The organism is Hathewaya histolytica, from assembly GCF_901482605.1.
GTDB classification, from domain to species: Bacteria; Bacillota; Clostridia; order Clostridiales; family Clostridiaceae; genus Hathewaya; species Hathewaya histolytica.
This window is the reverse complement of record NZ_LR590481.1, coordinates 160,029-172,409: the sequence shown is the minus strand read 5'-3', so window position 1 is coordinate 172,409 and position 12,381 is coordinate 160,029. Positions and strand designations below refer to the sequence as shown.

The window sequence follows — 12,381 nt, the reverse complement described above, 5'->3', positions numbered from 1 at the left end:
TTACTTATCCTCCTTAGTCTTTAATCTTCCTCTATTGGAAATAAGACCATTTCCACCTATAAAATATACAAATAAAAATACACAAATTACCACTAAGAAGACCTCTGACATTATATACGCTAAATTAAAATTTACATTATTTTTAAAAACAAGCTTTTGCAAAGGAACAATGAAATACTTTTTTAATACAAGTTCTATAAAATATAAGATTTTCACTTATTACTCATCTTCACTAAAAATTTCACGATACAATTCATCAATTGATTTTGAATTTTTCTCTCTTAATTCCTCTGCATTTCCCTCTAACATAATTTTCCCCTTAGACATAAAAGCTACATGATCAAATACTCTTTCTATATCTCTTACTAAGTGAGTAGTTATAATCATTGAACTATCTTCTGAATAATTATTTATAATAGCATCTAATATTTTCTCTCTAGTAACAGGATCCACTCCCGCTATAGGCTCATCTAATACATATAGTTTTGCCTTTCTTGATAAGACTAGAGTTAGATTGAGCTTTTCATTCATACCCTTAGATAAATTTTTTATTTTTAAATTTTTATCTAAGTTCATAAATGTTAATAATTTATCTGCTTTTCTTTCATCAAAATCACTATAGAAATCTTTATATAAATTTACAGCATCCGATATCTTCATCCACTTATATAAGTAATCCTTATCTGGTAAATAAGATATTATAGACTTTGTATATCTTCCTGGTGTCTTTCCATCTATAAGAATGCTTCCTTTTGAAGGTGATAATATTCCTGCTAATATTTTAATAAATGTAGTTTTTCCACTACCATTAGGTCCAAGTAATCCTAAAACTCTCCCTTTTGGTACCGTTAAATTAAAATCTTTTAAAGCTTCTTTCTTAAAATAAGTTTTAGATAAATCGTTAATTTCTAAAATTTTATCCAAGACTTTCTCCCCCTTTTATTTATCTTCTAAAAACTGAGAAATCACCTCTAATATCTCTTTATTAGAAAATCCGATACTTCTCATGTCTCCTATAAATTTTTGTATAATATCTTTAGCCATATTTTTCTTAAGATTATATATGAGATTATTTTCTTCAATAACAAAAGTACCCATTCCTCTTTGTGTATAAGTAACCCCTTCTCTCTCAAGTTCACTATAAGTTCTCTGAATTGTATTGGGATTTACTTTCAATTGTGAAGATAATTCTCTAACGGAAGGTAACTTATCACCTGGTTTTATTTCTTCCGTTACAATTTTAGACTTAATATAATTCATAATTTGAATATATATAGGTAAATTATTATTAAACTCCATGCTTAACTCACCACCTATTTCAATTAATAAACTTTTGTTAAAATAAATATAATAAAATTATATTAGTGTTATATTTATATAGTACACTAGACTTATGATATCGTCAAGTTATTAATATATAAAATATATTAATTCAAAATAAATATTCCTTTTAAAAAATAAAAATAAAATAGATTATAACACTAAGTAACAAAAAATAAAAAAACATCTTACATAATGTAAGATGCTTTTGGTGATCTACCGGGGAATCGAACCCCGGACACCATGATTAAAAGTCATGTGCTCTACCGACTGAGCTAGTAGATCATATTACCCGGCAGTGTCTTACTCTCCCACAGGGCTTCCCCTGCAGTACCATCAGCGCTGTAAAGCTTAACTTACCTGTTCGGTATGGGAAGGAGTGTTACCTTTACGCCATTACCACCGGATGCATTGAGAGATGTTCTCTCAAAATTGCACAATGAAAACTATATTGGTCAAGTCCTCGACTTATTAGTATGAATCAGCTACACATGTTACCATGCTTACACCTCTCACCTATCAACCTTGTGTTCTTCAAGGAGTCTTACTGACTTTCGTCATGGGAAATCTAATCTTGAGGTGGGCTTCACACTTAGATGCTTTCAGTGTTTATCCCTTCCCGACATAGCTACCCAGCTGTGCCACTGGCGTGACAACTGGTGCACCAGAGGTCAGTCCATCCCGGTCCTCTCGTACTAAGGACAGCTCCTCTCAAATTTCCTGCGCCCGCAGCGGATAGGGACCGAACTGTCTCACGACGTTCTGAACCCAGCTCGCGTGCCGCTTTAATGGGCGAACAGCCCAACCCTTGGAACCGACTTCAGCTCCAGGATGCGACGAGCCGACATCGAGGTGCCAAACCTCCCCGTCGATGTGGACTCTTGGGGGAGATCAGCCTGTTATCCCCGAGGTAGCTTTTATCCGTTAAGCGATGGCCCTCCCACGAGGTACCACCGGATCACTAAGCCCGACTTTCGTCCCTGCTCCACTTGTATGTGTCGCAGTCAGGCTCCCTTCTGCCTTTGCACTCTACGCGCGATTTCCGACCGCGCTGAGGGAACCTTTGGGCGCCTCCGTTACACTTTCGGAGGCGACCGCCCCAGTCAAACTGCCCACCTAACAATGTCCGACGACCAGATTCATGGCCTTTCGTTAGAATTCCAGTACTGTCAGGGTGGTATCCCAAGGATGACTCCATACCCCCTGACGAAGGTATTTCCAAGTCTCCCACCTATCCTGTACAGACAATACCGAAATTCAATGCTAAGCTACAGTAAAGCTCTACGGGGTCTTTCCGTCCAACTGCGGGTAGCAAGCATCTTCACTTGCACTACAATTTCACCGGATTTGTTGTTGAGACAGTGCCCAGATCATTACGCCATTCGTGCGGGTCGGAACTTACCCGACAAGGAATTTCGCTACCTTAGGACCGTTATAGTTACGGCCGCCGTTTACTGGGGCTTAAGTTCACTGCTTCGCTTACGCTTACAGATCCCCTTAACCTTCCAGCACCGGGCAGGCGTCAGCCCCTATACATCAGCTTACGCTTTAGCAGAGACCTGTGTTTTTGTTAAACAGTTGCCTGGGCCTATTCACTGCGGCCTAGCTTTCGCTAGGCACCCCTTCTCCCGAAGTTACGGGGTCAATTTGCCGAGTTCCTTAACAACAATTCTTCCGCCGGCCTTAGGATTCTCTCCTCATCTACCTGTGTCGGTTTGCGGTACGGGCGCCAAACTTCTCCATAGAGGCTTTTCTTGGCAGCGTGGAATCAGATACTTCGCGAAAAAAATCGCTCCTCGTAACACCTCAGCATTGACTAAACGGATTTGCCTGCTTAGCCTGCCTAAGTGCTTGAACACACACTCCAACAGTGTGCATATCCTATCCTTCTGCGTCACCCCATTTGTCAAACGAAGTTTGGCGGTATCGGAATATCAACCGATTGTCCATCGCCTACGCCTTTCGGCCTGGGCTTAGGTCCCGACTAACCCTGAGAGGACGAGCCTTCCTCAGGAAACCTTAGATATTCGGCCAATAGGATTCTCACCTATTTCTCGCTACTCATGCCAACATTCTCACTTCTGCATCGTCCACCGCTCCTTTCGGTACAACTTCAACCAATGCAGAAAGCTCCTCTACCATGTACATAGTACATCCATAGCTTCGGTGGTAAGTTTTAGCCCCGGACATTTTCGGCGCAGGATCTCTTGACTAGTGAGCTATTACGCACTCTTTAAATGAATGGCTGCTTCTAAGCCAACATCCTAGTTGTCTTAGAAATCCCACATCCTTTACCACTTAACTTACACTTTGGGACCTTAGCTGATGGTCTGGGCTCTTTCCCTTTTGACTACGGATCTTATCATTCGCAGTCTGACTGCCAGGATACAAGTATACGGCATTCGGAGTTTGATAGAGTTCGGTAAGCGGTGAAGCCCCCTAGCTCATTCAGTGCTCTACCTCCATTACTTAATTACCTGACGCTAGCCCTAAAGCTATTTCGAGGAGAACCAGCTATCTCCGAGTTCGATTGGAATTTCTCCGCTATCCACAGCTCATCCCATGGTTTTTCAACACCAACGTGGTTCGGACCTCCACGAAATTTTACTTTCGCTTCATCCTGGCCATGGATAGATCACTCGGTTTCGGGTCTACGACATGCAACTAATTCGCCCTATTCAGACTTGGTTTCCCTTCGGCTCCACACCTTCAGTGCTTAACCTCGCTACATATCGTAACTCGTTGGCCCGTTCTACAAAAAGTACGCCGTCACACATATAAAGTGCTCCGACCGATTGTAGGCACACGGTTTCAGGTTCTATTTCACTCCCCTCCCGGGGTTCTTTTCACCTTTCCCTCACGGTACTTCTTCACTATCGGTCACCAGGTAGTATTTAGCCTTGGGAGGTGGTCCTCCCTGCTTCCCACAAGGTTTCACGTGTCTCGTGGTACTCTGGATCAGATCTGTAGTCTTCTTGTTTTGTTTACAGGACTATTACCTTCTATGGTGAAGCTTTCCAGCTTACTTCAACTACAATAGCCTCTACGTTTATGATCTGTCCGCAACCCCAGAAACAAGTTTCTGGTTTGGGCTCTTTCCCTTTCGCTCGCCGCTACTTAGAAAATCGATTTTTCTTTCTCTTCCTCCGGGTACTTAGATGTTTCAGTTCCCCGGGTCTACCCTCCTGAACCTATGTATTCAGTTCAGGATATATACCGTTAGGTATATGAGTTTCCTCATTCGGAAATCTGTGGATCACAGCCTATGTGCGGCTACCCACAGCTTATCGCAGCTTATCACGTCCTTCTTCGGCTCCTGGTGCCAAGGCATTCGCCATGCGCCCTTTCTAACTTGACCTATCATGAGTAACTTGTTGATTTGTCAAAATCTTAGATTTTGGTAACAAATCAATACTCCTCAGTTTAACTGAGTGAGTTTCATTACAAGTTAATTATAGTTTATTTATTCATTGTGCAATTTTCAAAGAACAAAATGGTGGGTCTAAATGGACTCGAACCATCGACCTCACGCTTATCAGGCGTGCGCTCTAACCAGCTGAGCTATAGACCCATATATGGTGGAGATAAAGGGATTCGAACCCTTGACCCCCTGCGTGCAAGGCAGGTGCTCTCCCAGCTGAGCTATACCCCCATATTTTTCGATAATTTAAAATCAAAAGTTTTAAATTATTAATAGTTTTAAGAGTTTGACCTCTCAAAATTAAACAGAGTAAGTGCTCGCTACGAAAAGGCGATAGCCTTCTCGATTTCTCCTTAGAAAGGAGGTGATCCAGCCGCAGGTTCTCCTACGGCTACCTTGTTACGACTTCACCCCAATCATCGATCCCACCTTCGGCCGCTGGCTCCTTACGGTTACCTCACGGACTTCGGGTGTTACCAACTCTCATGGTGTGACGGGCGGTGTGTACAAGGCCCGGGAACGCATTCACCGCGACATTCTGATTCGCGATTACTAGTAACTCCAGCTTCATGTAGGCGAGTTGCAGCCTACAATCCGAACTGAGATTGGCTTTGTGAGATTGGCTCCACCTCACGGTCTTGCTTCTCTCTGTACCAACCATTGTAGCACGTGTGTAGCCCTGGACATAAGGGGCATGATGATTTGACGTCATCCCCACCTTCCTCCTGGTTACCCAGGCAGTCTTGCTAGAGTGCTCAACTTAATGGTAGCAACTAACAACAAGGGTTGCGCTCGTTGCGGGACTTAACCCAACATCTCACGACACGAGCTGACGACAACCATGCACCACCTGTCACCGAGTTCCCCGAAGGGCACTCCTATGTTTCCACAGGATTCTCGGGATGTCAAGCCCAGGTAAGGTTCTTCGCGTTGCTTCGAATTAAACCACATGCTCCGCTACTTGTGCGGGCCCCCGTCAATTCCTTTGAGTTTTAATCTTGCGATCGTACTCCCCAGGCGGGGTACTTAATGTGTTAACTGCGGCACCGGAGTATTGAAACCCCGACACCTAGTACCCATCGTTTACGGCGTGGACTACCAGGGTATCTAATCCTGTTTGCTACCCACGCTTTCATGCCTCAGCGTCAGTTACAGTCCAGAAAGCCGCCTTCGCCACTGGTGTTCTTCCTAATATCTACGCATTTCACCGCTACACTAGGAATTCCGCTTTCCTCTCCTGCACTCTAGATATCCAGTTTGAAATGCAGCACCGGGGTTAAGCCCCGGGATTTCACATCCCACTTAAATATCCGCCTACGCATGCTTTACGCCCAATAAATCCGGACAACGCTTGCCACCTACGTATTACCGCGGCTGCTGGCACGTAGTTAGCCGTGGCTTCCTCCTCAGGTACCGTCATTATCGTCCCTGAAGACAGAGCTTTACGATCCGAAGACCTTCATCACTCACGCGGCGTTGCTGCGTCAGGGTTTCCCCCATTGCGCAATATTCCCCACTGCTGCCTCCCGTAGGAGTCTGGGCCGTGTCTCAGTCCCAATGTGGCCGATCACCCTCTCAGGTCGGCTACGCATCGTCGCCTTGGTGAGCCGTTACCTCACCAACTAGCTAATGCGCCGCGGGTCCATCTCAAAGCGGATTGCTCCTTTAATCTTTCTAACATGCATTAAAAAGATATTATGCGGTATTAATCTCCCTTTCGGAAGGCTATCCCCCTCTTTGAGGCAGGTTACCCACGTGTTACTCACCCGTCCGCCGCTAATCCGTTCCCCGAAGGGAACTTCATCGCTCGACTTGCATGTGTTAAGCACGCCGCCAGCGTTCGTCCTGAGCCAGGATCAAACTCTCAATTTAAAATAATGCTAGAAACTTGTTTCGTGCAGTATTTTACTCATCAGCCTTAGCTGAGGAGTTTCCTTACACTCTTCAATTTTCTATTGAGATTTCAACTTGCTCAAGCATTTTACTGACTTGAATTGTTTTTTCTTTTTCTCAAAAGAATGCGAGTTCTTTTATCTTACTCTGTTTAATTTTCAAAGTTCAAATTTTGTCGTATTTCTGACGACATTTAATACTTTATCAAACCCTTTGAAGTTTGTCAAGCATTTTTTATTCTTTATCACTGAGCAATTTTTCTTATGTTCCTTAGCGACATGAAAAATAATATCATAGTAAATAATATAGTTTTGTATCGAAATTAGCTATTATAATTAATTATATTCATCTATATCTATATTTCTATTATTTAATAAGTTTTATATATATAGATACACTTGGGTAAGTTTATTTTTATATTCTTGAATAATGCACTTAACATAATTTAAAAAGTTATTAATTAGGGGCTCCACCACATTATTATGGAAGAACCCCTTTTTTTATTTTACATGTTCTAAGAACTTTTCAGACAAATCTCCTTTTAATTTAAACCCAAAGTATTCTAGACCTTTTTGTAACACCATAAGAAGATATGTAATTTTATGACTATACGCATTTTCACCCATATGTCCTATTCTTATAACCTTACCATCTAAATAACCAAAGGATCCTGAAATTAAAACATTATATGTATCTACTATATACTTTATTAATTCATCACTTTTAATGTTATATGGCATTTCTATTGATGTTACCGTATTTGAATAGCCATTCTCCAAATGTAAATTAAGTCCACACTCTACAACAGATTTCCTTACAGCAAATGCTATTTTTTCATGCCTGTCTATTATATCCTTCTCTTCTAATATATTATCAATAGCTCTTCTAATACCTAGTATATCACTTATTGGCGGAGTATATGGACACCACTTCTTTTCATAATAGTCTTCCCATAATAATAAATTACAATAGAAGGACCCTATTTTAGTCTTTCTATTTTTCATAACACTAAATGCTTCCTTACTTATACTTAATATAGTAAGTCCTGCTGGTGCAGATATACATTTTTGTGACCCACCTAATACTATATCTATATTCCAATCATCTACTTTTAAAGGCACTCCTCCCATAGCTGATACACTATCTACCACAGTTATAATTCCCTTTTCTTTTAACAAAGGACAAATTTTGTCTATTGGATTTACAACTCCAGATGGAGTATCACAGTGAACTACGGTTGCATATTTAAAATTACTATCTTTATCTAAAAATTTTTTAAGTTCTTCTATATCTATTTCTCTTCTTCTGTTTCCTTTAAAATAAACAACTTCTCCCCCATATAATTCCACGAACTCAGCAAAACCTTCTCCAAATATACCGTTATCTATTACTAATACTCTATCTCCTTTTTCGGTTAAAGAAGCACATGCAGCCTCTAAGCCTAAAATTCCCTCGCCACTTAATATCCTAACTTCCTCTTTTGTATTTAAAAGTTCCCCAAACTTAACACAAGTTTCTTTGTAAAGGTCGTAAAAATTAAAATCAATATCAGGGTTTGTTGTTTCAAATGCTCTAGCAAACCTAACATTTTCTCTAACTTGCGTTGGTCCTGGTGTCATAAGAAAAGGTATCTTCATTTTTTGTTCCCCCTTAATTTAAATAATTTATATTCTTGTTAACACTATAATACTTTTATACATAGTAAAGATTAATTTCTAATGTAAAAACGCTAATAAAAAATATACTATTATATAAAAACCTAGATTCACATACTATTATATCCAAATTACTTATACTTTTTAACTTTTACTATTAAGTATTATTTTGGTATAATAATAGCATAAAATATATTTATGTTTCTGTCATGATTTAAATTTTGTATAATAACTTAATTATAACAATAGATTTCATACTTTTTGTTTTTTTACTTACTAAAAATTTATAAGATTTTTATGTTAATAAACTAATATTTATATTACTTTAAGTGGATAAATTGAATTTTACAATGAATTTTATTAAATAATATTAAATTAGATTTGGAGTGTATTATGAAACTAGTTTCGGTTAATGATTTAAAAGGTAGTGAGGTATTATGGAAACATATTTTAGATTACGAAGGAAAGATCTTATTAAGTGCTGGCACTGTTTTAAACGAAGATCACATAAATAAATTAAAACATAATGGTATATATGCAATTAAAGTAGAAGAGAATTGCGATTTTAATTTCAAGTGGAAATTTAAAGATGATTACATGAAGACATTAAAAACTTCTGTCATTAAAAATATGCCTATACTATTTGATAACTTAGTAGCTGGTAATTATGATGATTCTCATAAATATATCAAGATGTATACTCTATAGTTGATCATATAATGAATCAAGGTACTGTAAATACTAATCTTTTCGATCTTAAGCATTATGATGATTATACCTATGTGCATTGTGTTGACACTTGCATAATGGCTACTTTTTTAGGATATACTATGAATTTGAATAAATCGAATTTAAGACATTTAGCAGTTGCAGCTATTTTACATGATATAGGAAAAACTAAAGTCCCATCTTCTATAATTAATAAAAAAGGACGACTTACTAATAATGAGTTTGAAATTATTAAGAAACATTCCCTATATGGAATACAAATACTGAACAGTATAAAAAAATTTCACCCTATTGTGATAAGAGCTGTAGCAGAGCATCATGAAAAATTTGATGGTACTGGTTATCCTTTTGGTATTAAAGGATATCGTATCTCAAAGTTTGCAAGAATAATTAGTATTTGTGATGTTTTCACTGCTGTAAGTGCTAATAGATCCTATAGAGAAAGGTTTAATCCTACTGATGCCTATGAACTTATTTTATCATCTTCTGGAACTGCCTTCGACCCAATTTTAGTTAAACATTTTAGAGATACATTCTATATATATCCTCTAGGATGTAGACTAAAACTATCTAATGGATTAGAGGGTATTGTAATTAAACAAAATAAATCTTTCCCAGACAGACCCATAGTAAGAATAATAAGTCCTGGATATAATATCTACTCTAATTCCTTTGACATGGATTTATTAAAAGAAACTGCCATTACGGTAGTTCAAGTTTTTGATGATTAATATATAAATGTTTTAATCACTAATATTATAAATTACCTCCGATAAAAGTAACGGAGGTTTTTATATTACTAATTAATTTTAAATGCTTTATTTAAAACATATCTTTTTTGTTTAAGAAAAACGTAACTAAAGCACATACTACAATTGACATACAAACTACTATAAAGAATCCATTTGCACTATTTGCATAAGGAATGCCATTTACATTCATACCAAAAAAGCCTGAAAAAATACTAGGTATAGCCATTACTATAGTAATTGAAGCTAAAAACTTCATTACTATATTTAGATTATTTGATATTACAGAAGCAAATGCATCCATAGTACCACTTAATATATTGCTATATATATTAGCCATCTCAATTGCTTGCTTATTTTCGATTATTACATCTTCTAATATATCTTGGTCCTCTTCGTATTTAACAAAAGCATTCATCTTAAGCATTTTTTCTAAGGTTATTTCATTAGATTTTAGGGAAGTCGAAAAGTAAACTAAAGATTTTTCCAAAGAAAGTAACTGTATTAACTCTCTATTTCTCATAGATTTATGAAGCCTATTTTCTATAACTACACTCTTTTTATCTATTTGTCTTAAATAGATTAAATAGTAGCTAGCTATTCTATATAATATTTGAAGTATAAATCTTGAACGTTTATAAGTATAAAAAGACTTTATTCTTCCTATAACAAAATCATCTAATATTTTGCTTTCTTTTAAACAAACAGTTACTATAACTGAATCATTACTTACAATTCCTAAAGGATATGTATCATGTAACATGGATTCATCTTCTTCATTTTCAAAGGGTATATCTAGTATTACTAATCTATTTCCCTCATCTATTTCAAGTCTTGAAGTCTCCTCTTCGTCCAAAGCTGCCTTTAGCATATCTACTGGTATTTTAGTTCTTTGTGAAATAACAGATAATTCATCTAAGCTAGGCCTCACCATGTTTATCCAACAACCATTTTCAACACTTTCTATCTCAACTACCTTATTTTCTTCTTCAGTGTTTTTATATATTTTTATCACACTCATTCTCCTCTCTAGTAAGAAAGAAAAAACTCTAAAAGTAATATAGCCAGTCTCTTCTCTTTATATTTTACCTTTATTGTAACTATGTTATTCAACTTAAAGACAAAATATATTTATATCACTTTTAAAAGGAATTCTGATTATAATTCCCTATAAAAATATTTTAAAGCTGTATCTACTGATTTATCGATACTATAATGTATACCACCTAGTTTATGATGAAAATAACAATCTTGTTTTTGTGAATAAATTATTTTCTTATAGCTTATTTCTTTTAAAATCTGAAAGTTATCCACATTTAACATAACTTTCGTCTTAGTTCCTAACATGTTTTTAAACATATGTGCATAACCAAGTTCCGGTACTGCCACATATTTATAAAAACTACCTTTGATGTTTATTTTCTTCCAATCTGAAAAGTTCTCTAAATATCTCCATACATGTTCCATATTTGTTAGAAATATATGATTATCATTAATTAATTGTCTATTTTTAGGATCTTTATTATTATATAAGCCACTAATCTGAAACTCCTCACCTATGTAATTTCTCTGTTCTAAAATCATAACAGACTTATCTGTTTCCGTGGTTATTCGCTCTGCAAGAGTTAATCCATAAAGTCCTGAACCTATAATTATATAATCAAAATACAATTGTGTCCCCCTAAATAATTGATACTTTTATATTATATAGGGAGACTCTATGAAATATTATTAATTTTAAACTTATATATTTTATGCTTATTTATAGGATTAAATATTCTTTAGAATGATTATATATCTATTCTTTAAGTTCTTTTTTTATATCCTTAATAAACTCTGATATATCTTCCATTATAAGATTTATATTTTTCTCACTTTTCCCTATCATAGCAACCTTTTTAACTATAGCACTACCTATGATTACTCCATCACAATAAGGTTTTAACTTTCTTACAGTAGATGCATTGGATATTCCAAAACCTATAAGAGTAGGAATGCTTGTGTACGATTTTACTAAATTCATATAGGATTCTATATCTGTATTCATATTCTCACGAGCTCCTGTAACTCCATTTACAGATACGCAATATACAAATCCACGTCCTTGTTTTGTTATCTTTTCTACTCTCTCCTTAGAAGTTCTAGCAACTAGTGGAATAAGATATATATCTTCTTTAAGTGCCTTATATATTATATTATCCCTTTCCTCTATAGGTATGTCTGGAATTACTATGCCATCTACCTTAACCTTTTTACATTCTACAAGAAACTTTTCTATGCCATACTTAAAAAGGGAATTGTAGTACATTAAAAATACTATAGGTATATTAGTCACTTTTCTAACTTTAAATAACATATTAAATATCTTCTGTATATTTGTCCCTTTCATTAAAGCTCTTTCTGATGCTAACTGAATAACCTCACCATCAGCAAGTGGATCTGAATATGGTATTCCAAGTTCTATAATATCTGCACCACTCTTCTCCATTTTCAAAATCAACTCATAAGTTATATCTAAATTAGGATCTCCAGCAGTTATAAAAGTGACTAGTGCTTTTTCATTCTTATCTTTTAATGATTTAAACTTTAAATCTATATTATTAATTACTTCCCT

General features: G+C 36.3%; 9 protein-coding genes, 3 tRNA genes and 3 rRNA genes. 2 read left to right on the top strand and 13 right to left on the bottom strand.

Annotated features, from left to right (window positions below):
- The 10 genes from FGL08_RS00870 to FGL08_RS00825 form a co-directional block, all read right to left on the bottom strand.
- Complete coding sequence (locus tag FGL08_RS00870) at window positions 1-216, bottom strand: hypothetical protein (protein WP_138209012.1); 216 nt, start codon at window positions 214-216, stop codon at window positions 1-3.
- 3 nt (window positions 217-219) lie between these two features.
- Window positions 220-924 (bottom strand): ABC transporter ATP-binding protein, encoded by a 705-nt coding sequence (locus FGL08_RS00865; RefSeq protein ID WP_138209011.1) that lies wholly within the window; start codon window positions 922-924, stop codon window positions 220-222.
- 15 nt (window positions 925-939) lie between these two features.
- A complete protein-coding gene (locus FGL08_RS00860; RefSeq protein ID WP_138209010.1) occupies window positions 940-1,299 on the bottom strand; it encodes a GntR family transcriptional regulator in 360 nt (119 codons plus the stop codon).
- Between the two features lie 230 nt (window positions 1,300-1,529).
- Window positions 1,530-1,605, bottom strand: a tRNA-Lys gene (locus FGL08_RS00855).
- Window positions 1,606-1,610: 5 nt separating this feature from the next.
- Window positions 1,611-1,727, bottom strand: a 5S ribosomal RNA gene (rrf, locus tag FGL08_RS00850).
- Between the two features lie 44 nt (window positions 1,728-1,771).
- Window positions 1,772-4,678 (bottom strand): 23S ribosomal RNA (locus FGL08_RS00845).
- A 136-nt stretch (window positions 4,679-4,814) separates the two neighbouring features.
- A tRNA-Ile gene (locus FGL08_RS00840) sits at window positions 4,815-4,891 on the bottom strand.
- 5 nt (window positions 4,892-4,896) lie between these two features.
- Window positions 4,897-4,972, bottom strand: a tRNA-Ala gene (locus tag FGL08_RS00835).
- Between the two features lie 126 nt (window positions 4,973-5,098).
- Window positions 5,099-6,613 (bottom strand): 16S ribosomal RNA (locus FGL08_RS00830).
- Together the 16S, 23S and 5S rRNA genes with 3 tRNA genes alongside form the textbook arrangement of a ribosomal RNA operon.
- Before the next feature lie 521 nt (window positions 6,614-7,134).
- The gene (locus tag FGL08_RS00825; protein ID WP_138209009.1) at window positions 7,135-8,271 is read right to left on the bottom strand and encodes a pyridoxal-phosphate-dependent aminotransferase family protein; all 1,137 of its coding nucleotides are present in this window, start codon (window positions 8,269-8,271) and stop codon (window positions 7,135-7,137) included.
- Between the two features lie 411 nt (window positions 8,272-8,682).
- Between FGL08_RS00825 and FGL08_RS13515 the strand changes: the two genes are divergently transcribed.
- A complete protein-coding gene (locus FGL08_RS13515; RefSeq protein ID WP_243117915.1) occupies window positions 8,683-8,997 on the top strand; it encodes a hypothetical protein in 315 nt (104 codons plus the stop codon).
- Between the two features lie 11 nt (window positions 8,998-9,008).
- Complete coding sequence (locus tag FGL08_RS00820; protein WP_243117914.1) at window positions 9,009-9,749, top strand: HD-GYP domain-containing protein; 741 nt, start codon at window positions 9,009-9,011, stop codon at window positions 9,747-9,749.
- 91 nt (window positions 9,750-9,840) lie between these two features.
- Here the strand turns inward: FGL08_RS00820 and FGL08_RS00815 are convergent, their stop codons facing one another.
- From FGL08_RS00815 to trpA, 3 genes are all read right to left on the bottom strand, one after another.
- Complete coding sequence (locus FGL08_RS00815) at window positions 9,841-10,782, bottom strand: magnesium transporter CorA family protein (protein WP_138209008.1); 942 nt, start codon at window positions 10,780-10,782, stop codon at window positions 9,841-9,843.
- Window positions 10,783-10,925: 143 nt separating this feature from the next.
- A complete protein-coding gene (locus tag FGL08_RS00810) occupies window positions 10,926-11,438 on the bottom strand; it encodes a UDP-galactopyranose mutase (RefSeq protein WP_138209007.1) in 513 nt (170 codons plus the stop codon).
- Window positions 11,439-11,565: 127 nt separating this feature from the next.
- Complete coding sequence (trpA, locus tag FGL08_RS00805; protein WP_138211228.1) at window positions 11,566-12,372, bottom strand: tryptophan synthase subunit alpha; 807 nt, start codon at window positions 12,370-12,372, stop codon at window positions 11,566-11,568.
- Window positions 12,373-12,381 lie beyond the last annotated feature (9 nt).